The following is a 22448-nucleotide window of genomic DNA, read 5'->3' on the forward strand; positions in this document are numbered from 1 at the left end:
CAAATTACCCTTGCTTACGTTACATCCTTTAGTTAGTATTCAGACCCGCTTGATAAGGGATGTTCAAGACATCTGACTTGCGGAATGACGCGCGGTTTACCGCCAGAATATAGCATTCTCCATAAGACATGGGGAAAACGGTTAACAGGTACGACTATGTACGAAGCTCTATTAGTGATTTTCCTGTTAGTATCGATCGGGCTGGTTGCCTTGATCATGCTTCAGCAGGGTAAAGGTGCTGATATGGGAGCCTCGTTCGGAGCAGGTGCTTCTGCCACTTTGTTCGGTTCGAGCGGCTCTGGTAATTTCATGACCCGCATGACGGCGATACTGGCGACTCTGTTCTTCATTATCAGCCTCGTACTGGGCAACCTGAGCTCGCTGCAGAAAAAAGGCGGCGCTTGGGACAACCTGAGCCAGCCTGAAAAAGCCGAGCAGACGACAACGCCTGCTGCGCCTTCAACGCCGGCGAGTGACATTCCGAAGTAAGCGTTTTAAAGTAGTAATTGTGATGCCGTGGTGGTGGAATTGGTAGACACGCTACCTTGAGGTGGTAGTGCCCGATTGGGCTTACGGGTTCAAGTCCCGTCCTCGGTACCAACATAAAAAATAGACGTCAATGGACGTCTATTTTTTTTATCTTAAGGCCACTAATTTACTGGTTTTTCCTTCCGTTCGGCCTATTCCTGCTCTCCTTGTATTAGTTTGAGTCGACTCACACCAACATACCTGTGCGTATACACCTTGGCGTATATACTCAATTTTCGTCGTCAGCAGATGTCAGGACATTGATCGGCGTCCTGACAGACACAAAGCGGATATTAGCCAGATTGAAAACGATATCCTACAGTGGACGGTTGTGCATGAATAGGCTCCTGCCAAGATGCCATTTCTGACATAAATAAGTCTAAACGCGCAGAGGGTGTTATGGCAAAAAGCTGACCATTAACAAGATAACGTACAAACTGATGTTTATCGGTGGGAGGGGGAAAACATATAGATGCGACACCATTTTTCTCTACCCTATATTTAATTATTTTTGAGATAATTATATTAATAAATTATTATTTCTCCCTTAAGTAACCATTGAAAGGTGTTCACGGTTATCCATAAAAGAGTGCTTGTTGTCACTTCATCATTATTCACAATGTACTGCTTATTGTTCAGATCATGTCGTTGCAGGCTTTGCTCTCGCTAAAATTGACAGGTTTTTAAAGTGCTAATTTCCTCAGAAATATTCCTATCTTAAAAATAATTAATATGACAAATTTCTATTTTATTCATTTTTTAAATGTTTAGTTTAAATGTTTGCCGTGAGGCTATGAACGGATTAGGCCAATCGGCCAATGCCATAAGTCGGCCCATTACAGGCCAAGAAAACTATCTGTTTTGAAAAGTTCTGAACTATGCTTTTTTTTAGGTCGCTAAGGCCTATTTCTCCCACTGCTATTATCTGAGTTTCTCTCTCATGTAATATCGTGGGTTTATTGATGATATATATCTATTACATGCTTCTGATGGAGAGATTTTATATGGTTTCTATTAAAGATTATCCGGATTTTAATAATCCAATTACTTCTTTGCTCGAAGGCAATGGTGCATCAATCCTGACTGAAAATGCTCGTCAACTGCTGGAAGGCGATTTGATTGCATTGTCATGGAAGAACCACACTGTGCGCACGGAGAAACTGACCGTTCGGGATATTAATTCAATCGAAGAAGCATTCAGTAAACATAGCCTTTATGGCTCATCTTCTGCCCCTGTTGTTGGCGGAAGCTGCTGTTGTTGTACCGCTCCATGCTGTTGTACTGCCGTAGCGGTTGTGCAAGCAGCTTAATCTGAATGACTGCACTTCCATCGCTACTTCCTGATGGTAGTGCAGTTCTTATTAGTAAAGCAGTCGCGTGTAGAGTAGAAGGGAAATCCATGAGTGATAAATTAATTCTGTTACCAATACAGATCATTGAGATGGAAGATGCAATCATCCTTAAAAGAGGTCTGTCACAGCTATTAATTCCAAACCCCAATGTGTTACTAATTATCCGTGTTGTTCAAAAAGCACTATTACTACAGCCCTACTCAGTTACTGAATTGAAATCGCTTTTTGCTGCTCCAGTACAACCGTTGGTTGAAGAATTACTGAACAAGCTTTTAGAAAAGCGTTTTTTACAATTACAAACCGAAACATCACAAGACGATAAACATCTTAATAATGAACAGTTATCTGTTGAGTCAACCCAGGAAGTCTTTTACTGGCATTTTAATCAACATCAGGAACAGGTGGCTAGCACTCTCAATCAGAAATATTGGTTATTTGTGGGTGTTAATAAACTTAATATGCTTTTACTTCAGTCTATGCAACGGGAAGGATTGAAAAATTACCTGATCATTGACGACCCGATGCTAAGAAATATTGACTTCTTTGATGATAATCACCAATTGTCATCTTCCTTCTGGAAGCAAGAAGTGGATTACATTATCAGTGAAGACCGGCTATTTTCTGATGAGCACAGGGATAAAATAGGTTTTGTGGTTGCAGCTTCAGAGTTTGGTAGTTTCTTTTTGCTTGAGCGTTGGAATGAATATGCGGTCAGACAACAACTCGCTTTTTATCCTGTATTGCTGCAAAACATGATTGGCTACGCAGGGCCTTTAGTGATCCCAGAAGAGGGGGCTTGTTTGGCTTGCTTGAAATCAAGACAAAACTCACACAGTGATGGATTTGCAGAGCGCCGAATCACCGAACAGTACGCTTTTGCTGGACAGAAGGTTGCCGCTTACCACGAGTCGATGTTGCAAACTCTCGCGGCCGTTGCACAGTTCGATCTGGTGAAGTTTATTAGCAACATTCAGTGGGAAGTCGGTACGCTGTGTGAAATTGATCTGCTCGCTGGCAGTATGACCAGGCGTAAATTGTTGAAAGTCCCACGTTGCCCTATTTGTAGCGGTTTGCACGGTATCCCTCCGACTAACCTTCATAAACAGCTGACTTCTGATGAAGAATGGCAAGAAATTAGGCAAACGGTAGGTGACTATGAAAATTGAGTTACAAAGCCCATTGTCTCGCATGGTGGATGCGCTGCCCTACCTTTTAGACCGACGTATTGGCATTATTGGGCAGGTACAGGAACATCCTGTCGAAGCCGATTCACCGAGATTTTTTCGTTATATCTGCATTGCGGCAGATACTACGGCTTTTGGTGAATATCGTAATTTCGCAGTCGGTAGCGGTGCTGCGATTAGTCGTGAAATGGCATTGGCTAAAACTATTGGTGAAGCCATTGAGCGTTATTGTGCGGCTATTTATGATAAATCCGAAATGCCACTGAGCAGCTATGAGCAAGCGGCGTTTTCCTGCATACATCCTGAGCAGTTTGTGCTGTATTCATCCGAACAACACAGCCACAGCGACTTCATGTTTGATCCGTTTCTTCCCTCATCGCCTGTCCGATGGGTACCAGTCATTGATTTAAAAAGTAATAGGCCAGTTCATGTGCCAGCTTCCATGGTTTACGTGCCTTACTTTTTTTACAAGAGTGGTGAGGAAACGCCAATTGTTCAGCCCATTTCTACCGGACTGTCCTGCCATTGTAGTTATGAAGAAGCGGCGATAGGAGGGTTGTGCGAGGTTATTGAGCGGGATTGCTTCATGATCACATGGCAAGCAAGATTGAGTCGCGAACAAATCAGGCAAGATAATCTTTCTGATACCAATCGCGATTTAATACAACGCTTTACTGCTGTCGGATATCAGGTGTATCTGATGGATATTAGTAATGAAAGCCAGATTCCAGCAGTTATGGCTATTGCTCGCCACAATACAGACTATGTGCCGCTGGTCGTGGCTGCATCTGTTGCATTGAGTGCCGAAGAGGCTATCCGTAAGGCTCTGGAAGAATTAGCACATACGGAACGATACGCTTTCCAGATTAAAGGCGAGCTTCCTCGCTTAGAAAGCGATCCTGAATATGACAACATTAAGGGCCAGGTAGATCATGTCAATTTCTGGTTAGATCCTGCCAATGCTCGGTATGCCGACTTTTTACATGCATCAACCCATTTCCGTGATTATCAAGACATGCCTGATTTTACTGGTCGGACTCACGCTATCAGCTTACAGAACTTGGTTGATAGGTTGGATAAGACGGGTTATCAGGCGTTGATCTGCGACATTACAACATCAGACGTCCGCGAACTTGGTTTTTGGGTCATTAGAGCGATGATCCCCGGCTATCAACCACTGTTCATGGGGCATCACAATAGGCCCCTAGGCGGTAAACGCTTGTGGAAAGTACCACAATTGCTTGGTTTTCCGGGGGTAGCCCCAGACTCTACCGGAAATCCATTCCCCCACCCATTCCCATGATCGCTGCTGCAAAGGGACATCTATGCTGAATTCTTTATGGAAAAAAACTGAGCTGGAATCTGACTCCGCTGATATGGCCTGGGAGCAATTCCATGAAAGTTCCAAAACCAGTCGTTATGATGCAGCACTGCCAAATGAGCAGATTGTTGCTGAAATGAATAACCTGTATACCAGCCTGCCGTATAAAAATTTTGAACCTATTCCGTTACCTGCAACGCTGTCACCCATCAACACTGATTTCGCCACCGTTATTCAGGCAAGACAAACGCCAGCTAAAGTTACCGCTGCGCCACTGACATTGACACAGCTACGTACTATTCTGCATTTTGCCTATGGTGAGACCAGAGACAACAAAAGTAACCCTACCATCCATCGTCCCTTTCGGACGGCCCCATCCGGTGGTGCGTTGTACCCACTGGAACTCTATTTTTACCATTCTGGACAAATTGAAGGTTTGGCTGCCGGGATCTATCACTACTCACCGGTGCTTAATGCGCTGCATTTTATCAAACCTGGCAATTTTCATTCAGAGCTGGCACAAGCTTTAGTTGAGTTCCAGAGCCATCTGGCAGAACAGCTATCTGTGGTCATTTTTATCACCGGGATGTTTCAACGTTCCATTTTTAAATACCGTAATAAAGGGTATCGCTTCTGCCTTTTGGAGGCCGGGCATGTCGCGCAGAATATTAATCTTGTTGCTACCGCATTACAGCTTGGTGTGATCAATCTTGGTGGTTTTTATGACCGTAAAATAGATGACTTATTGGAAATAGACGGTCTGAATCACTCTATCCTCTATATGAACGGCTTATGTGCGGGAGGAAACGATGAACCTGATGCCTACTGAACTACCGGTTATCACCCGTCAAATAGCGTCCCCCCTACTTGAAGTATGGTACTGGCACCGTCTTTGTGATTTACAAACCCAAATCGGCTGGCAGGATGCCAGCACTGATTGCCTGTTTGCCGATCTGAGCTTAGGCAGCTGGCGTGGACATTGGTTGGCACATCAGTTGGCGGCTCAGTTGGATATATCCTCACCAGACAAGGTACAGCCTGAGCTGTACAGCAGTGCATCTTTGCAAGGTGGTGATGCTGAAACTATTCGACTGCTTATTGATAACGAAAGCGAAGGCGATCAAAATTTTATAACGGCGTATCAATTCGCGCGCCGCTTGATTGCCGCATTCACACAACAGCAGCGGAGGTTCATCCTCGTTGTTGCTCCTGTCGCTCAGCAGCTATGGGGACGTGAGAATCTACAATTACTCAGGTTACTGGCAAATGCGGCGCCATCCTATGGTTTCCGATTGGGTTTGTTATTACGCTCGGATGCAGGTCTACCGGAATTAGATGATTTTCAATTCAAAATCAATAATAAACCGGCATCACCACTCAATCAGGAGGATGGCGCTGCGTTAAAACGTCCGGAATTTTCCATCCCTGGCATATTGTCTGCAAATTGGCTGCGACCCGATCTTGAACTGCCGGCAGAAATTGTACAGCTTGCTTATGGCAATCTGTTGCTATCGCCTAATTTACGCCCATCGACGTCGATAGAACCTGGTTGTTTACCATCGCTGCCTGATGAACTCAAAGTTGTGTTTGCGTTGCAGCAACAGCCACAGGATGTTGAATTTTTACAACAGCAAGCTGGGATGCGATTTGCAGAAGGTGGGTACGAGCTGGCTTATTTTATTCTCGAACAGATTGAAAAATCACCGTTATCTGTTTTGCAGAAGGCGTTAATTGAAGCACAGAAACAGAAGATTGCCATCGCTTTAATGGATTTTTCACGCGCAGCGGCTGGGGCCTTGCCTGATACCAGCTTGCCTGATGACGTGCAGGCTTCACTGTATCAGAGCAAGGCCTGGGGACTGGTTATGATCGGTCAGCCCGCTCAAGCCGAACCGTATTTTGCCAAAGCCCGTCAGTTGTTAGATCCACAGCATGACCCCCGTTTGTATCTTTATTTACTGAATATTTCGGCGCTGAATCAGTTGCGACTTGGGGACTCGGAGGCGGCGTTGGCGATCGAAAAATCCATTGAGCAGCAATTGGCCTTATTACAAACTCCCGATTGGCATCTGACTTATATTAATTGTCTTAATCTTGCTCGCATTTATAAAAAACAGCGGAGTTTCTCAAAAGCCGAACACTATTATCGTCAAGGCTTTTCAGTGAACGAGCAACTGCGTAATGAAAGTGATTTGCTCTATATGAATTTTTGTCTGGCCCAGTTGGAGGCCTTACAAGAACGACATCAGCAAGCCTTGTTTTACTGGCTTCGGACCGCTCTGCATTGGTTGTCTAATCCTCTGCCAGAAGCATTGGCTCCTCGGGTGGTCCAGGCAATTTTGAACCGACCGCTGTCGAACAAAGAGTCCTCTCCTGAACAGATCTCTGCCAGCCTTTTGCAAAGCCTGCGGCAATCCTGCCAGCAATTAGGTTTAGAGGTACAGAGTGCCGATCGCTGTATTGCTTTTGGCCGCATTAATGACACGGAGCAGGCACAACAATGTATTGGGCTACCGGGACTCAGCTTATTAATCAGCAGAGAATATACGGTACCACTTCCGTTTGATGGAGATGCCTGCCGGCAGCTTAATCAGTGGGTGCTAGGGCTATTACAGTTGCTGCTGCCGCAACTTGAGCTTGAAGGAATTCGCAGCGTGTTAACCGATCAGCAATATGGTATTGAATTGCCTGCGACAGCCAGAGAAACGCTATGGTCATGTCTGAAATGGCAGGTGCCTGAGCTGATTTTTGCTGGCCAGCATTATGATGTTCCTTTGGAAGACAACAATGTTGCAGCAATAACGTCGAGCCAACGTCATCTCAGCCACAGTGCATTGTTCAATAGTTTTCGTGTGGTACACAGCAAAGCCATCAGCTATGTAAAAAATGGACCACAGGGGTGGCAAGTCGTGTTTAAACGCTATCGTCCAGCCTTAAAGCTGTCTTCACGACAGCAAGCTTTATTGCAGTATGTGCAGGAAGAACGAAGTTTGGAGCAACTGTGTCAATTTCTGCAAATAGCCCCGGAAGAATGTTTGCGTCGGTTGCATCAATTGACCGAACAACGATTGATACAGGTACACTGATGAGTACTGTGTTGCCTTTCACGCTTGAAGCCCAGCAGGGACACTTGCAGTGCTGGGCTGCAATTGCTATCTCACTGGGCCGTTTTTATCAGCGGCAGTTTGTCCCAACGCAGCAGGCGTTTGCTCGCCTGGTCTTAGGTGCTAATTGTGATCAGGTATGTCCACCGTTGCAGGCGATGCGATATATGCACTTAGAATACCAAGAGCAGGAAGGTATGCTCCCCTTGGGGCAGCTCAAGTCACATTTACAGTCAGGCCATCCGTTATTAGTGGCGATGAGATATTTCATTGGTTGGCATCTGGTCGTTATTTATGGTGTTGATGAAGAGGATAAAGTCTGGATTGCCGATCCACTATACGGCTTGGCTTGTTCACCGTATGAACAGCTACAGCAAAGCTATCTGCAACATTACCATTGGAGTCACAGCTACCTATTTGTACGTCATATTGAATCTCTGGCGGAGGAAGCGATGTCCGAGCAAGAAAGGACGCTTCGTTCATGATGCATAAATTATACGAGGCTTGAACACCCTGATATATAAGTTTAAGGGTGTGAGCGTTGCCAGTTTTAATTTTTATATCAAGTGATTACATGGTGTGCAAAAGGACTCATGTCGTGTCTGAAGGACTCTTATCGCTGCCATTGCCTATCAATTCAGCTTATCTTGGCTTCATGCTAAGATGACAAATTGACTATAGTCCCAGTCTGATACTATGAATTGATCTTTGTGGATGCCTGGGATACGCCAGGCATCCTCTTATACGCTGTGTAGATACGGTGTACGTTGATTACGATGATTCTTCTCGCTGTTCCACTGGCGCTGTTGGGGCTGCGTTTTCCTTCGTCTGTAATGCGCTTTCCCTGCTGGGGATACTGGGTCTGGTTGCGGCATCGGTCAGAAAATCAATGACGCGCATGAGCGCTTCAGGTGCGGGCTGACGTTTTATCTGTGTGTGAATGCTGTATTTGGCACGCGTATCCGTAGCCCGGGTTTGCGCCGATTTGTGTGATACCCGCCCGGCCATTTTGACCTTGAAGGGCCCCCATCCCAGTGAAGCCGCCAGATTGCCGTCTTCGCCTGTGTCATCAGATGAGGATTCACTTTGCGTTACCTCAAGCTCGAAATCTATTGTCCCTTCTTCAATAGAAATAATTGGATGGGTAATGGCGGCAATGAGCGGTATGCGCATCGTTTTTGTCACCGCGCCTTTTGCTGCTCCGCTTTCATCAATAAGCATTTCGTCATAATCGAATTGGATAGCGACGGCTTTATTATTCTGAATGCATACGGATAATAAAAAATCAGTATAGGCTTTGCTGGCTTGAATCTGTGCGTTAATCATTGCCTGTAACGGCCCGCTAATCATATTTTCTAGCGGTAATGCATTAATAACCGAACCGATAAATTGTGAATCCATCGGAACCTCCAATTATCTGTGAGTAGGGTGTAGTATACTATTATTAAAAATAGCAAAGAGAAGGGGGAGTCATATCCGTCAATATACGGAAAAGGTTCCGTATTCTGACATAGTCCTTTTTTAACGGAAATAATGAATTTTTTTGTTGATTCTATACTTAGATGCTTTTACTTATTTTTATGTGATTTTTTATAGTAATGGTTGTTGATAAGGCCCCTCTTAGGGGCTTGCCAAAGGAAATCTACTATTTTTTATAGATTACTGAAAAGTTTTACGTGGTAAAGTCACGATAGGAAGGCAATGAAGAGCCTCCCTGCCATGTATACGGTTTTCGGTTGGTAATCGGGGATTAATGGTCAACTGAATTTTTGTCATCAGATTTTTTTTCTTGAGCATCATTGAGCAAGTAAGTGCCTTTTGTCGCCTGCTTGATTTCCGATGCGACATCCAGGATATCGTTATTCTCTCGATAGCTGAAGAAATTTGCCAGCAGCGTAATCAAGCCTACGCTAATAGCGCCAACCAGATAGCCTAATCCAATCGCATTCTCCATTTTACTGATATTAATGTGAAGGATTTCGGCGATAATTCCCACTAGTGAGAATGCAGATGAAACGCTGATGATAATAATGATTAATGCAGATGTGTACTTGCTATAATCATTTAATTTTTGTGGTCGCCAAAAGAAAGAAATACTCAGGCCTCCGAATAGTCCTGAAATAGATGCAATAATATCACTTATCAGAATGTCATAAATGATAGGGAGTACTGTAGTATCCATAATATATCCATCCTGATATTTTCTATAAAATAGAGTTTTTAAAATATTATTCTAGTGTAACGGGTTGTAGGAAAAGTGTTTTTTCTGCTTCTCTACGACGTAGAAGCCCTTCTACAACCTGTTCACCATCTTTGTCCCAGCGTGGAAACTGAGCAGCAGCGGCGGAATAGTTACCCTGGTTAAGCAGGCGTAATAATGTCGATTCCTCCAGGTTTTCTACACCCAGGTTATAGGTGAATGACGTTAGTGCCCCAAATTGATTTTCATTAAGATCGACTTTCACATAATGTTGTACACCGGTTTCCGCTGTCTTTAAGTCCTGACGTAACAGTAAGTCGGCTTCTTGAAGGGTAATGCCGTTATCAAAATTTTCATGTGGCAGTATTAAATGCCCATACCCAATGGTCCATCTGCCTGCGGTATCGAGATATTTTGTTAATTTTAATCCTTCAAAGCTCTTAATGAGATCGAGACCAGCTTCATTGATCGTTTCAGGAATGTTAGCCATTATTTTTTTCCTCTTGTGTTATTTGGGGAAGAACGAGATTGGTATATTCATCAATTAACCGCATGATGCTTTCCGGAGGTTCGAGCGCAGTGAACTGCATTTCTATATCGACGTGCTGACTATTCCTTCCTTTTGTATTTTTGCCTGAAGGTGAGATACTGACGTGAAAATTGCTGATGTTGTAATCGTCTAAAGATGGGGCTATTTCGTCCTTGCTGACCGCATCGGCTCTCACTGTCATCTGCACTTTCATTTTTTCCAGCATCAATCCTCTTGGAGTCGATAGGGCAACCAGTGGCAGTGCGACGTGGTGTTGGGAATCGAGTTGAATTGCAACCGTCTTTGGGATTAACGTTCCATCGGAGTCACGTTCAAAAAAAGGATCAAGCGTTTTTTGATATTGATGAGCAATAAACTGATTGGCTGCGGTGGCAGCATGCTGCATACCTTGGGCAATATCTGCTAATGTTACCGTCCTTGATGATGTAACTTGATCGTTTAGTGTGGAATGAGGATTTTTCTCCTGAGAGTCATTAATACGCTCTGATTTTTTATTTCCCCATGTAATCCAATTTTTTAATGACATACTTTCTCCTTACCTTATTCGACAATCGACGAAAATAAAAACTGGGAGGGAGTAAATGATAACTGACTAAAACGTTAACGGGTAATGAGATAACATTCTATCAGCCATTGTGTTGGAATTTTCATGCAATATGTCATAGGCCGATTTTTGCTAACTTAAAGGGATGTTGTATTAAATAATCTTATACATAATTATGAAATTATTTCGCTATGATGGTTTTTTCTGAGATAATTATTTATTGCTACTCATATTCCTCTTGCGGCACTTACCTGAAAGTATCATGTCAGTATGTGTGAATAAGTCTTACTGTGTCTATAAGGTAAACGGCATATGCCAAATGGCGTGACATGAATCTTTCAATATAGGCTAAAAATTCTTAGAGGATATTTTCGAATATGACATTTTGAAATAAAGGTAAATGGAGATTGCACAGTGAATGTTGTTGTTATTGATAAGTCCCCTGTTTTCATTCAAGGGTTATCCATTGGACTGAATGACTTTATGCACGATGTCAATGTTATTGGCGTGAATGACATTGATGAAGTGTGGTCTTGCCTTGACGGAATGAGTCAGGTTTTTATTTTGCTAAATTGTAATAAAGAAAGTGGGGAGTATAGTTTTTTCCTTGAAACGCTGCATGAGAAATACATTGGCGTCAGTGTAATTATTATGGTGGATGTTATTGAAAGACATATTTTGAATAACTATCTGAAACACCATGTTATGGGTGTCGTTCTTAAAACATCGCCCGTTGATTCTATTGCTCAGGCATTAAAAACCGTATCGATGGGTATGGTCTGTTTACCGGATGATGGCGTGATCTATGAAGGGTGGAGTGTCGACAACAGTGTAAAAGGCAAACTGAGTGAAAGGCAGCATGAGGTCCTGCAACTGATTGCATCAGGCGCCTCTAATAAACAAATTAGTCGGACATTAAACATCAGTGCAGGAACCGTGAAGTCGCATTTGGAGTCGATTTTCAGGCGACTTAATGTGCGTAACAGAACACAGGCTGCGATTGTACTATTAGAAGAAGAACGAAGATAAGTTTCGTCCCATTACATTATTTAGCTGTTGTTTTATTAAAGCATCAGGGAATCCCCACTGTGTCATCTTTTTTAGCCACTTCAAGTACCCGTGCCTTTCTTCGACGGTTGGTTTGCTTTGCGGCTGGTATGACGACACAAGATCTGTTGATAAAAGTAAAAGACCTATCACCGTGAGCTGCCTCCCGGTGGTCGATGGTTCTTGACAAAGGCACGTATTACGCGTATAAGAATCGCCTTCGAACCAATCCTATCGATGACTTGCATTTCTGGAGTTGTCAGCGTAGTATTTGCCACGTTTTCGGACGCGGGGTGGAGCAGCTTGGTAGCTCGTCGGGCTCATAACCCGAAGGTCGTCGGTTCAAATCCGGCCCCCGCAACCACTTAACTTCCAGTAAAGTGTTTTTTCAAATACGTTCTTCACTCAATTTCTATCTCTTTTTGCAGTGATTTTTGAAAAAATCCTTCACCGAAAGTTATGCCGCGCTGGTTTGCGGTATTAGGGTCCAGTTGCATAAAGCCCCGATTTTTCGGGGTTTTTTGTTATTTGGCAACAAACAACTGGGCTATTAGGCCCTTTTTTTATGTCTTGGGGGTGGGCTTGTCCACATTAGAGCAAAAATTAACAGAGATGATTTCAGCACCCGTGGCCGCATTAGGCTACGAATTAGTTGGGATTGAGTTCATCCGCAGTCGCCAATCGACACTGCGTATCTATATTGATAGTGAAGATGGCATCACTGTTGATGATTGTGCTGATGTCAGCCACCAGGTCAGTGCGGTATTGGACGTCGAAGATCCAATCACTGTCGCCTATAACCTGGAAGTTTCGTCTCCAGGGCTTGAGCGTCCCTTATTCACGGCAGAACACTATCTGCGTTTCATCGGTGAAGAGGTGGCAGTGGTGCTGCGTATGGCAGTCCAGAATCGCCGTAAATGGTTGGGTGTAATCAAAGCTGTTGACGGCGAAATGATCACCATAACAGTGGAAGGCAAAGATGAAGTATTCGCGCTGAGCAACATCCAGAAAGCGAATCTTGTACCCCACTTTTAAAGTTTGGATGAGGCAACTAGGATGAACAAAGAGATTCTGGCTGTTGTTGAAGCAGTTTCCAATGAGAAAGCCGTCCCGCGCGAGAAGATTTTTGAAGCGCTGGAAACCGCACTGGCGACAGCGACCAAGAAAAAATACGAGCAGGAAATTGATGTTCGCGTCAGTATCGATCGCAAAACGGGCGATTTTGATACCTTCCGTCGTTGGTTAGTGGTGAATGAAGTCACTCAGCCAACGCGCGAAATCACGCTTGAAGCCGCGCAGTTCGAAGATCCTGCCCTTGATGTTGGCGGTTACGTTGAAGATCAGATCGAATCTGTAACCTTTGACCGTATTACGACGCAAACGGCAAAACAGGTTATCGTGCAGAAAGTTCGTGAAGCTGAACGTGCGATGGTTGTTGATCAGTTCCGTGAGCAAGAAGGCGAGATTATCACCGGTGTCGTGAAGAAGGTGAACCGTGATAATATTTCGCTTGAAGTCAGACCAATCGATGGCTCTAACACCAGCGCAGAAGCGGTAATCGGCCGCGAAGATATGCTGCCTCGTGAGAATTTCCGCCCTGGCGACCGTATTCGTGGCGTACTGTATTCTGTTCGTCCTGAAGCTCGCGGTGCTCAACTGTTTGTCAGCCGTTCCCGTCCGGAAATGCTGGTTGAACTCTTCCGCATTGAAGTGCCAGAAATCGGTGAAGAAGTTATCGAGATTAAGGCTGCGGCCCGCGATCCGGGTTCACGTGCGAAAATTGCAGTGAAGACGAATGACAAGCGTATCGATCCTGTCGGTGCTTGTGTTGGTATGCGTGGCGCACGCGTGCAGGCTGTTTCCAGTGAACTGGGCGGCGAGCGTATTGACATCATTCTGTGGGATGACAACCCTGCACAGTTTGTGATCAATGCCATGGCGCCTGCCGATGTCGTATCGATCGTGGTTGATGAAGATACCTGCACGATGGATATCGCCGTTGAGTCGAGCAACCTGGCTCAGGCGATTGGTCGTAACGGGCAAAACGTACGTTTGGCTTCTCAACTGCTGAAACAGCATCGTTCAGACGACCGTTGGGAACTGAACGTGATGACAGTGGAAGATCTTCAGGCCAAGCATCAGGCTGAAGCACATGCTGCAATCGACGTCTTTACCAAGCACCTTGATATTGATGACGAGTTTGCCACCGTGCTGGTTGAAGAAGGTTTCTCCTCACTTGAAGAACTGGCCTACGTGCCAATCAAGGAATTGCTGGCTATCGAAGGCCTTGATGAAGAAACCGTTGAAGCATTGCGTGAGCGTGCTAAAGCCGCATTAACAACGCTGGCACTGGCGCATGAAGAAAGCCTTGGTGACGGTCAACCTGCTGAAGACTTGCTTAGCTTGCCTGGGCTGTCGCGTGAGTTGGCGTTCAAGCTTGCTGCGATCGGTGTTTGTACGCTGGAAGATCTTGCTGAACAGGGCGTTGACGACCTGACAGATATTGAAGAGCTCAATGATGAGCAAGCGGGCGAATTGATTATGGCCGCACGTAATATCTGTTGGTTTGGCGACGACAACGAATAACGAACTGTAGCAGGAAAGGAACAGCATGACAGATGTAACCGTAAAATCGCTGGCCGCAGAGATTCAAACTCCGGTTGACCGCCTGATACAGCAGTTTGCTGATGCGGGAATGACCAAGTCTGCATCGGACTCTGTGACCCAGCATGAAAAAGAAACATTATTGGCGCACCTAAACCGCGATCGCGGTAATGCGCAGGGTAAACTGACGCTGCAACGTAAAACGCGCAGCACGTTAAATGTCCCTAGCACTGGCGGTAAAAGTAAGTCGGTGCAGATCGAAGTCCGCAAGACACGCACTTATGTAAAACGCGATCCGATTGATGCCCAACAGGCGGAAGAGGAAGAGCAGGCACGGCGTGAAGCGGAAGAACAGGCACAACGTGCCGCTGAAGAGCAGGCTAAACGCGAGGCCGAACTGCGCGAAGCTGCTGAGAAAGCGAAACGTGCTGCCGACGAGCAAGCCAAACGTGAAGCCGCTGAAAAAGCTAAGCGTGATGTAGCGGAAAAAGAAAAAGTGACGAACCAACAAAACGAAAATATGACCAAGCCGGCTCAGGCCGAGAAAGCGAAGCGCGAAGCTGAAGCTGCCGAACTTAAGCGTAAAGCGGAAGAAGCGGCACGTCTGAAAGTTGAAGAAGAAGCCCGTCGCATTGCTGAAGAAGCCCGTCGTATGGCCGAAGAGAATGCCGGACGTTGGGAAGCGGAAAGCGCTAAACCTGAAGAGTCTGCCGATTATCATGTGACGACGTCTCATCATGCCCGTGAAGCGGAAGATGAAAATGACCGTCAGGTTGAAGGCGAACGCCGCAGCCGCAGCCGTGCTGGCAAAGTGACCAAGCAGAAGAAAGGCAATCGCCAGTCTGAGTCTAAGGCTGACCGCGAAGAAGCGCGTGCGGTTACCCGTGGTGGTAAAGGTAAACGTAAGCCAAGCTCCCTGCAGCAGAGCTTCAATAAGCCTGCTCAGGCCGTTAACCGTGATGTTGTAATCGGTGAAACCGTTACCGTTGCTGAACTGGCTAACAAAATGGCAGTGAAAGGCTCTCAGGTCATCAAAGTGATGATGAAACTGGGCGCGATGGCAACGATCAACCAGGTTATCGACCAGGAAACGGCGCAACTTGTTGCCGAAGAGATGGGCCATAAAGTTATCCTGCGTCGTGAGAACGAGCTGGAAGAAGCGGTAATGAGCGACCGTGATACGGGTGTTGCAGCGGAATCCCGTGCGCCAGTCGTGACCATCATGGGCCACGTTGACCACGGTAAAACCTCACTGCTTGACTATATTCGTTCAACCAAGGTCGCAGCGGGTGAAGCGGGTGGCATTACCCAGCACATTGGTGCTTACCACGTTGAAACTGACAACGGTATGATTACGTTCCTGGATACACCGGGACACGCCGCGTTTACCGCAATGCGTGCTCGTGGTGCTCAGGCAACAGATATCGTGGTACTGGTTGTCGCAGCAGATGATGGCGTGATGCCTCAGACCATCGAAGCTATCCAGCATGCGAAAGCGGCTCAGGTTCCGGTTGTTGTTGCAGTCAACAAAATCGATAAGCCTGACTCTGATCCGGATCGTGTGAAAACTGAACTGTCTCAGTACGGCATCATGCCGGAAGAGTGGGGCGGCGAATCTCAGTTTGTCCACGTATCCGCTAAAGCTGGTACCGGCATCGACGAACTGCTGGATGCGATTCTGTTGCAGGCCGAAGTTCTGGAACTGAAAGCGGTCCGTAGCGGCATGGCGAACGGCGTTGTGATCGAATCCTTCCTGGATAAAGGTCGTGGCCCGGTTGCAACCGTACTGGTACGTGAAGGTACGCTGAATAAAGGCGATATCGTTCTGTGCGGCTTCGAATATGGCCGTGTCCGTGCGATGCGTGATGAATTAGGTCGTGAAATTACGTCCGCGGGTCCTTCTATTCCTGTAGAGATTCTCGGTCTGTCCGGTGTACCTGCCGCAGGTGACGAAGCGACAGTGGTTCGTGATGAGAAGAAAGCGCGCGAAGTGGCCTTGTATCGTCAGGGTAAATTCCGTGAAGTTAAACTGGCTCGTCAGCAGAAGTCTAAACTGGAAAACATGTTTGCCAACATGACGGAAGGTGAAGTTTCTGAACTGAACATCGTGCTGAAATCTGACGTTCAGGGTTCTTGCGAAGCGATTTCCGATTCACTGCAGAAACTGTCTACTGATGAAGTGAAAGTGAAGATTGTCGGTTCCGGTGTGGGCGGTATCACAGAAACGGACGCCACGCTGGCAGCGGCATCGAATGCGATTATCCTTGGCTTTAACGTGCGTGCAGACGCATCAGCTCGCCGCGTAGTTGAAGCGGAAAGCCTGGATCTGCGTTATTACTCCGTCATCTATGATCTGATCGACGAAGTGAAACAGGCGATGAGCGGTATGTTGGCGCCTGAATACAAGCAAGAGATCATCGGTCTGGCCGAAGTACGTGATGTCTTTAAATCACCGAAATTTGGCGCTATCGCCGGTTGTATGGTGACTGAAGGTATCGTTAAGCGTCACAACAAGATCCGTGTACTGCGTGACAACGTGGTGATCTATGAAGGTGAGCTGGAATCTCTGCGCCGCTTCAAAGATGACGTTAACGAAGTCCGTAACGGCATGGAATGTGGTATCGGCGTGAAGAACTACAACGACGTTCGCCCTGGCGATATGATCGAAGTCTTTGAAACGATTGAGATCAAACGTACGATCGCGTAATCCGTTTTCAGCGACGACGTAAGTGATTCATAAGGGGGGCCTAGTGCCCCCCGATTTTTACTGGAGAATTTATCATGGCAAAAGAATTCAGCCGCACCCAGCGCGTTGCGCAGGAAATGCAAAAAGAAATCGCCATTATCATTCAGCGTGAAGTGAAAGATCCGCGTATCGGCATGGCGACCGTATCCGGTGTAGAAGTGTCTCGCGATCTGGCGTATGCCAAGGTTTTTGTGACCTTCCTGAATGATAACGAACCAGAGCAAGTCCAAACGGCAATTAAAGCACTGCAGGATGCGTCTGGTTTTATTCGTACTCTGGTTGGTAAAGCCATGCGCCTGCGTGTTGTCCCGGCACTCACATTTTCCTACGACAACTCGTTGGTTGAAGGGATGAGAATGTCCAATTTAGTGACCAATGTGGTCAGAAACGATACGGAACGTCGTTCTGTTACGGGCGAAGATCAGGAGGATTAATGAGTCGTCCTCGTCGCCGCGGCCGTGATATACACGGCGTATTGCTATTAGATAAGCCGCAGGGCGTGTCGTCTAATGATGTTTTGCAGAAGGTAAAACGGATTTTTAACGCCAATAGAGCGGGCCATACGGGGGCGTTGGATCCATTAGCCACCGGTATGTTGCCGATTTGCCTTGGGGAAGCGACGAAATTTTCCCAATACCTGTTGGATTCTGATAAACGCTACCGTGTTATTGCCCGCCTTGGGCAACGAACCGACACCTCTGATGCCGACGGTAACGTGATTGAAGAACGTGCGATTGGTTTTTCTGCTACGGAACTGGAGCAGGCGCTGGAAGGCTTTCGTGGTACCACGCAGCAAGTGCCATCGATGTACTCTGCGCTGAAATACCAAGGGCGTAAGCTGTATGAATATGCCCGCCAGGGGCTGACGGTTCCGCGTGAAGCGCGTGAAATTACCGTGTACGAACTGCAGTTCATTCGCTGGGAAGGCGATGAGCTGGAGCTGGAGATCCACTGTTCGAAAGGGACATACATCCGAACCATTATTGACGATTTGGGCGAAAAGCTGGGCTGTGGCGCGCATGTGATTTACCTGCGGCGTTTGCAGGTGGCCACGTATCCTATCGAAAGAATGGTGACGCTGGAGCAGTTAGCTGCGTTGGTCGAGCAGGCTCAGGCGCAAGAACTCTCGCCTTCACTGAGTCTCGATCCGCTTCTCATGCCGATGGAAAGCCCAGTCATTGATTTTCCTGAAGTGAATTTGACACCCGTTGTTGCTGGTTATTTGAAACTGGGACAGCCTGTTCAGGCCGCGAATGCGCCGCTGAACGGCATGGTGAGAATTACCGAAGGCGACGCGCACAAGTTCATCGGTATGGGTGAGATCGACAGCGATGGCCGCGTTGCGCCGCGGCGTCTGGTTGTTGAGTTTCCGGAGTAAACCCGCCTGTTGCTGCCTTGCTATCGCAGAACGCTGAGGGTAGAATAGCGCGGCTTGACTATTGGGTGGCTGAATTAGAGATCGGCGCCTGTTTTTTTATCTATAATGTTTGGAGTATTACAATGTCTCTAAGTGTTGAAGCTAAAGCTAAAATCGTAGCAGACTTCGGTCGTGGCACTAACGATAGTGGTTCTACTGAAGTTCAGGTTGCTTTGCTGACTGCGCAGATCAACCATCTGCAAGGCCACTTTTCTGAGCACAAAAAAGATCACCACAGCCGTCGTGGTCTGCTGCGTATGGTTTCTCAGCGTCGTAAGCTGCTGGACTACCTGAAGCGTAAAGATGTAGCACGTTACACCAGTCTGATCGAGCGTCTGGGTCTGCGTCGCTAAGTCTTCTGAGTTTCAGTGGGAAGGGGCCTCTTTTGGCCCCTTTCTTCTAGGAAGCGTTAGCAAAACAGAGTAGTGTATTGTTGTTAATATGATCTTTCATTACAGAGGTTCGCGCGGCTAATGAGAGGCTTTATCTGCATGAGCAAGATAAGGGTTGTCATTAGTCGTGAGGATGTAGTGTAAAGATCGGGAGTTCACCGGCGCGTTTATCTTGAATACGTGTAGCGCGCCCCAGCTAAGGATATTATTTTGCTGAATCCGATCGTTCGTAAGTTTCAATATGGTCAGCATACCGTTACGTTAGAGACCGGTATGATGGCACGCCAGGCTACCGCCGCTGTGATGGTAAGCATGGATGACACCGCGGTATTCGTTACCGTTGTCGGCGCGAAAAACGCCAAACCCGGCCAGAGTTTCTTCCCATTAACGGTTAACTATCAGGAGCGTACCTACGCTGCTGGACGTTTCCCGGGTGGTTTTTTCCGCCGTGAAGGTCGTCCAAGCGAAGGCGAAACGCTGATTTCTCGTCTGATCGACCGCCCGATTCGTCCTCTGTTCCCAGAAGGTTTCCTGAATGAAGTTCAGGTAATTGCGACCGTGGTTTCTGTTAACCCACAGGTTAACCCTGACATCGTTGCCATGATTGGTGCCTCTGCGGCGCTGAGCCTGTCCGGTATCCCGTTCAGCGGCCCTATCGGTGCTGCGCGCGTTGGTTACCTGAATGACCAGTATGTCCTGAACCCAACGACGGATGAGCTGAAAGAAAGCCGCCTGGATCTGGTGGTTGCAGGTACAGAAGGCGCGGTTCTGATGGTGGAGTCCGAAGCCGATCTGCTGAGCGAAGATCAGATGCTGGGCGCAGTGGTATTTGGTCACGATCAACAACAGGTTGTGATCGAAAACATCAACGCACTGGTTGCTGAAGCAGGCAAACCGAAGTGGGAATGGCACGCGCCAGAAGTCAATGTTTCTTTAGAACAGCGTGTACAGGCTCTGTCTGAAGCTCGTTTGGGTGACGCTTACCGCATCACTGAAAAACAAGAGCGTTATGCACAAGTTGACGTCATCAAAGCTGACGTTGAAGCCGCTCTGCTGGCAGAAGATGACACGCTGAACGCGGGTGAGATCCAGGAAATCCTGGGCAACGTCGAGAAAAACGTAGTGCGTAGCCGCGTACTGGCTGGCGAACCGCGTATCGATGGCCGTGAAAAAGACATGATTCGTGGTCTGGATGTGCGTACTGGCGTACTGCCGCGTACCCACGGTTCTGCGCTGTTCACCCGTGGTGAAACACAGGCGTTGGTTACTGCTACGCTGGGTACCGAGCGTGATGCGCAGACTATCGACGAGCTGACCGGTGAACGTACCGATCGCTTCCTGCTGCACTATAACTTCCCTCCGTACTCTGTTGGTGAAACCGGTATGGTTGGTTCACCTAAGCGTCGTGAAATCGGTCACGGTCGTCTGGCTAAGCGTGGCGTATTGGCCGTTATGCCGAAGGCGAGCGAGTTCCCGTACACCGTACGTGTGGTGTCTGAAATCACGGAATCCAACGGTTCTTCCTCCATGGCGTCTGTCTGCGGTGCTTCTCTGGCACTGATGGATGCGGGCGTGCCGATCAAATCAGCCGTTGCGGGTATCGCGATGGGTCTGGTGAAAGAAGGCGACAACTTTGTTGTTCTGTCTGACATTCTGGGTGACGAAGACCACCTGGGCGATATGGACTTCAAAGTGGCCGGTAGCCGTGAAGGTATCACCGCACTGCAGATGGATATCAAGATCGAAGGGATTACCCGTGAGATCATGCAGGTTGCTTTGAATCAGGCCAAAGGTGCACGTTTGCACATTCTGGGCGTGATGGAACAGGCAATCAGCACGCCGCGTGGCGATATCTCTGAATTCGCACCACGTATTCACACCATCAAAATCAGCACCGATAAGATCAAAGATGTCATCGGTAAAGGTGGTTCTGTGATTCGTGCGCTGACGGAAGAAACCGGCACCACGATTGAAATCGAAGACGATGGTACTGTGAAGATCGCTTCAACCGACGGCGAAAAAGCGAAACACGCGATTCGTCGTATTGAAGAGATCACTGCCGAAATCGAAGTTGGCCGCGTGTATCAGGGTAAAGTTACCCGCATCGTTGACTTTGGTGCTTTCGTCGCCATCGGCGGCGGCAAAGAAGGTCTGGTGCATATTTCTCAGATCGCCGACAAGCGCGTAGAGAAAGTGACTGACTACCTGCAAATGGGTCAGGAAGTACCGGTCAAGGTTCTGGAAGTTGATCGTCAGGGCCGCGTGCGCTTAAGCATCAAAGAAGCAACTGCGCAAACTCAGGAAGCGGCAACCCCGTCTTCTGAGGAATAACGACTGTTAGAAAACGGTCTTATGGCACCTTGTCTGATTATCATGGCAAGGTGCCACGTGTATCGTAAGGGTATGGATGTCCTTGCGTTGAGCGGTCCGGGACAGGATGTTCATCCAATGTTTGTCTTCGGGAGTGGGAAATGAAGCCTTTCTTGCGCTGGTGTTATGTTGCAACAGCACTCATGCTGGCAGGATGCAGCAACACGGATTGGCGTAAAGACGCAGTATTGGCGATTCCGTTACAGCCTACTTTACAGCAGGAAGTGATCCTGGCACGCATGGAACAAATCCTTGCAAGCCGGGCATTAACCGATGATGAGCGAGCACAGCTATTATATGAGCGCGGAGTGCTGTATGATAGTCTCGGGTTACGGGCATTGGCGCGGAATGATTTTTCACAAGCGCTGACGATCCGCCCTGATATTCCAGAAGTTTTTAACTATTTGGGTATCTATTTAACGCAGGCAGGCAATTTTGATGCTGCCTATGAAGCGTTTGATTCTGTACTAGAGCTTGATCCAACTTACAATTACGCGCGTTTAAACCGGGGCATCGCTTTGTATTACGGCGGCCGCTACCTGTTAGCGCAGGATGATCTGCTGGCGTTTTATCGAGACGATCCGAATGATCCTTTCCGTTCGTTGTGGCTGTATCTTGTGGAGCGAGAAATCAATCCAGAGACGGCCAAAATTGCGTTGAAAAAACGCTATGACGACGCCAAGAAAGGGCCTTGGGGATGGAATATTGTCGAATTCTACCTGGGCGGTATCAGTGAAAAAACACTGATGCAGCGTTTACAGGAAGAAGCTACGGATAACACTTCGCTCGCTGAGCATCTCAGTGAAACTGACTTCTATTTAGGTAAGCACTACCTAAGTCTGGGGGACAAGAACACCGCCTTGGCGCTGTTCAAGCTGACGGTTGCCAACAACGTCCATAACTTTGTTGAGCACCGCTATGCATTGTTGGAATTGGCGCTATTAGGCCAAGAGCAAGACGACCTATCAGGATCGGACCAGCAATAGCTGACGAACACGTAATCAGCCTGAAAAACTTCGGTTATCACCTTCACGGGTGAGGGCTTTTTTGTTCGCTTTTTAATCCAATTTGAGCCGGTTCACACTTTTC

The 22448-nt window shown here is 47.2% G+C and carries 20 protein-coding genes and 2 tRNA genes; 18 read left to right on the top strand and 4 right to left on the bottom strand.

Annotated features, from left to right (window positions below; genetic code table 11):
* The first annotated feature begins 156 nt into the window (after positions 1–156).
* The 8 genes from secG to R9X49_RS13730 all read left to right on the top strand — a co-directional run bounded on the left by secG (position 157) and on the right by R9X49_RS13730 (position 7974).
* Positions 157–489 (top strand): preprotein translocase subunit SecG, encoded by a 333-nt coding sequence (secG, locus tag R9X49_RS13695; protein ID WP_180742900.1) that lies wholly within the window; start codon positions 157–159, stop codon positions 487–489.
* A gap of 24 nt (positions 490–513) precedes the next feature.
* Positions 514–600: transfer RNA gene (locus R9X49_RS13700), tRNA-Leu, on the top strand.
* A 932-nt stretch (positions 601–1532) separates the two neighbouring features.
* Complete coding sequence (locus tag R9X49_RS13705; RefSeq protein WP_319848928.1) at positions 1533–1838, top strand: hypothetical protein; 306 nt, start codon at positions 1533–1535, stop codon at positions 1836–1838.
* An 89-nt stretch (positions 1839–1927) separates the two neighbouring features.
* Positions 1928–3046 carry a TOMM precursor leader peptide-binding protein gene (locus tag R9X49_RS13710; protein WP_319848929.1) on the top strand — a complete coding sequence of 373 codons (1119 nt, stop codon included), beginning with the start codon at positions 1928–1930 and terminating at the stop codon, positions 3044–3046.
* Positions 3036–4367 carry a YcaO-like family protein gene (locus R9X49_RS13715; protein ID WP_319848930.1) on the top strand — a complete coding sequence of 444 codons (1332 nt, stop codon included), beginning with the start codon at positions 3036–3038 and terminating at the stop codon, positions 4365–4367. The genes R9X49_RS13710 and R9X49_RS13715 overlap by 11 nt, the downstream gene beginning before the upstream one ends.
* 22 nt (positions 4368–4389) lie before the next feature.
* On the top strand, positions 4390–5214 hold the full coding sequence (locus R9X49_RS13720) for a SagB family peptide dehydrogenase (RefSeq protein ID WP_319848931.1): 825 nt from the start codon (positions 4390–4392) through the stop codon (positions 5212–5214).
* Positions 5195–7471: a hypothetical protein gene (locus R9X49_RS13725; RefSeq protein ID WP_319848932.1), complete on the top strand. Its 2277-nt coding sequence runs from the start codon at positions 5195–5197 to the stop codon at positions 7469–7471. The genes R9X49_RS13720 and R9X49_RS13725 overlap by 20 nt, the downstream gene beginning before the upstream one ends.
* Positions 7471–7974: a papain-like cysteine protease family protein gene (locus R9X49_RS13730; RefSeq protein WP_319848933.1), complete on the top strand. Its 504-nt coding sequence runs from the start codon at positions 7471–7473 to the stop codon at positions 7972–7974. The genes R9X49_RS13725 and R9X49_RS13730 overlap by 1 nt, the downstream gene beginning before the upstream one ends.
* Positions 7975–8260: 286 nt before the next feature.
* On the opposite strand, the gene R9X49_RS13735 is transcribed toward R9X49_RS13730, so the two are convergent.
* The 4 genes from R9X49_RS13735 to R9X49_RS13750 all read right to left on the bottom strand — a co-directional run bounded on the left by R9X49_RS13735 (position 8261) and on the right by R9X49_RS13750 (position 10765).
* On the bottom strand, positions 8261–8890 hold the full coding sequence (locus R9X49_RS13735) for a DUF2589 domain-containing protein (protein ID WP_319848934.1): 630 nt from the start codon (positions 8888–8890) through the stop codon (positions 8261–8263).
* Positions 8891–9239: 349 nt separating this feature from the next.
* Positions 9240–9671: a hypothetical protein gene (locus R9X49_RS13740; RefSeq protein ID WP_319848935.1), complete on the bottom strand. Its 432-nt coding sequence runs from the start codon at positions 9669–9671 to the stop codon at positions 9240–9242.
* A 46-nt stretch (positions 9672–9717) separates the two neighbouring features.
* Entirely contained in the window at positions 9718–10179 is a 462-nt protein-coding gene (locus R9X49_RS13745; protein ID WP_319848936.1) for a lysozyme, read from the bottom strand.
* The gene (locus R9X49_RS13750; RefSeq protein WP_319848937.1) at positions 10172–10765 is read right to left on the bottom strand and encodes a DUF2589 domain-containing protein; all 594 of its coding nucleotides are present in this window, start codon (positions 10763–10765) and stop codon (positions 10172–10174) included. Before R9X49_RS13750 ends, R9X49_RS13745 begins: the two co-directional genes overlap by 8 nt.
* 432 nt (positions 10766–11197) lie before the next feature.
* Here R9X49_RS13750 and R9X49_RS13755 point away from each other — a divergent pair, with 432 nt between their 5' ends.
* The 10 genes from R9X49_RS13755 (at position 11198) to nlpI (ending at position 22345) form a co-directional block, all read left to right on the top strand.
* Complete coding sequence (locus R9X49_RS13755; protein WP_319848939.1) at positions 11198–11812, top strand: response regulator transcription factor; 615 nt, start codon at positions 11198–11200, stop codon at positions 11810–11812.
* 305 nt (positions 11813–12117) lie between these two features.
* Positions 12118–12194, top strand: a tRNA-Met gene (locus tag R9X49_RS13760).
* Positions 12195–12412: 218 nt separating this feature from the next.
* The gene (rimP, locus tag R9X49_RS13765; protein WP_319848940.1) at positions 12413–12865 is read left to right on the top strand and encodes a ribosome maturation factor RimP; all 453 of its coding nucleotides are present in this window, start codon (positions 12413–12415) and stop codon (positions 12863–12865) included.
* A 21-nt stretch (positions 12866–12886) separates the two neighbouring features.
* Positions 12887–14416, top strand: coding sequence for a transcription termination factor NusA (gene nusA / locus R9X49_RS13770; RefSeq protein WP_319848941.1), 1530 nt, complete (start codon positions 12887–12889; stop codon positions 14414–14416).
* A 25-nt stretch (positions 14417–14441) separates the two neighbouring features.
* Positions 14442–17141: a translation initiation factor IF-2 gene (gene infB / locus R9X49_RS13775; protein ID WP_319848943.1), complete on the top strand. Its 2700-nt coding sequence runs from the start codon at positions 14442–14444 to the stop codon at positions 17139–17141.
* A 74-nt stretch (positions 17142–17215) separates the two neighbouring features.
* On the top strand, positions 17216–17614 hold the full coding sequence (gene rbfA / locus R9X49_RS13780) for a 30S ribosome-binding factor RbfA (RefSeq protein WP_039491232.1): 399 nt from the start codon (positions 17216–17218) through the stop codon (positions 17612–17614).
* Positions 17614–18558: a tRNA pseudouridine(55) synthase TruB gene (gene truB / locus R9X49_RS13785; protein ID WP_319848944.1), complete on the top strand. Its 945-nt coding sequence runs from the start codon at positions 17614–17616 to the stop codon at positions 18556–18558. The genes rbfA and truB overlap by 1 nt, the downstream gene beginning before the upstream one ends.
* Before the next feature lie 122 nt (positions 18559–18680).
* On the top strand, positions 18681–18950 hold the full coding sequence (rpsO, locus tag R9X49_RS13790) for a 30S ribosomal protein S15 (protein WP_010279698.1): 270 nt from the start codon (positions 18681–18683) through the stop codon (positions 18948–18950).
* Positions 18951–19199: 249 nt separating this feature from the next.
* Positions 19200–21320, top strand: a complete 2121-nt coding sequence (gene pnp, locus R9X49_RS13795) for a polyribonucleotide nucleotidyltransferase (protein ID WP_319848945.1) — start codon at positions 19200–19202, stop codon at positions 21318–21320.
* A 140-nt stretch (positions 21321–21460) separates the two neighbouring features.
* Positions 21461–22345: a lipoprotein NlpI gene (gene nlpI, locus R9X49_RS13800; protein WP_319848946.1), complete on the top strand. Its 885-nt coding sequence runs from the start codon at positions 21461–21463 to the stop codon at positions 22343–22345.
* Positions 22346–22448: the final 103 nt, after the last annotated feature.

It is taken from the genome of Pectobacterium carotovorum (assembly GCF_033898505.1).
Taxonomy (GTDB): Bacteria; Pseudomonadota; Gammaproteobacteria; order Enterobacterales; family Enterobacteriaceae; genus Pectobacterium; species Pectobacterium carotovorum_J.

Coding starts and splice junctions, on each gene's coding strand:
- R9X49_RS13745 (WP_319848936.1), bottom strand. CDS start 10,179: ATGGCTAACATTCCTGAAACGATCAATGAAGCTGGTCTCGATCTCATT.
- R9X49_RS13730 (WP_319848933.1), top strand. CDS start 7,471: ATGAGTACTGTGTTGCCTTTCACGCTTGAAGCCCAGCAGGGACACTTG.
- R9X49_RS13715 (WP_319848930.1), top strand. CDS start 3,036: ATGAAAATTGAGTTACAAAGCCCATTGTCTCGCATGGTGGATGCGCTG.
- rpsO (WP_010279698.1), top strand. CDS start 18,681: ATGTCTCTAAGTGTTGAAGCTAAAGCTAAAATCGTAGCAGACTTCGGT.
- R9X49_RS13735 (WP_319848934.1), bottom strand. CDS start 8,890: ATGGATTCACAATTTATCGGTTCGGTTATTAATGCATTACCGCTAGAA.
- R9X49_RS13720 (WP_319848931.1), top strand. CDS start 4,390: ATGCTGAATTCTTTATGGAAAAAAACTGAGCTGGAATCTGACTCCGCT.
- R9X49_RS13750 (WP_319848937.1), bottom strand. CDS start 10,765: ATGTCATTAAAAAATTGGATTACATGGGGAAATAAAAAATCAGAGCGT.
- infB (WP_319848943.1), top strand. CDS start 14,442: ATGACAGATGTAACCGTAAAATCGCTGGCCGCAGAGATTCAAACTCCG.
- R9X49_RS13740 (WP_319848935.1), bottom strand. CDS start 9,671: ATGGATACTACAGTACTCCCTATCATTTATGACATTCTGATAAGTGAT.
- secG (WP_180742900.1), top strand. CDS start 157: ATGTACGAAGCTCTATTAGTGATTTTCCTGTTAGTATCGATCGGGCTG.
- R9X49_RS13705 (WP_319848928.1), top strand. CDS start 1,533: ATGGTTTCTATTAAAGATTATCCGGATTTTAATAATCCAATTACTTCT.
- truB (WP_319848944.1), top strand. CDS start 17,614: ATGAGTCGTCCTCGTCGCCGCGGCCGTGATATACACGGCGTATTGCTA.
- R9X49_RS13710 (WP_319848929.1), top strand. CDS start 1,928: ATGAGTGATAAATTAATTCTGTTACCAATACAGATCATTGAGATGGAA.
- nusA (WP_319848941.1), top strand. CDS start 12,887: ATGAACAAAGAGATTCTGGCTGTTGTTGAAGCAGTTTCCAATGAGAAA.
- nlpI (WP_319848946.1), top strand. CDS start 21,461: ATGAAGCCTTTCTTGCGCTGGTGTTATGTTGCAACAGCACTCATGCTG.
- R9X49_RS13725 (WP_319848932.1), top strand. CDS start 5,195: ATGAACCTGATGCCTACTGAACTACCGGTTATCACCCGTCAAATAGCG.
- rbfA (WP_039491232.1), top strand. CDS start 17,216: ATGGCAAAAGAATTCAGCCGCACCCAGCGCGTTGCGCAGGAAATGCAA.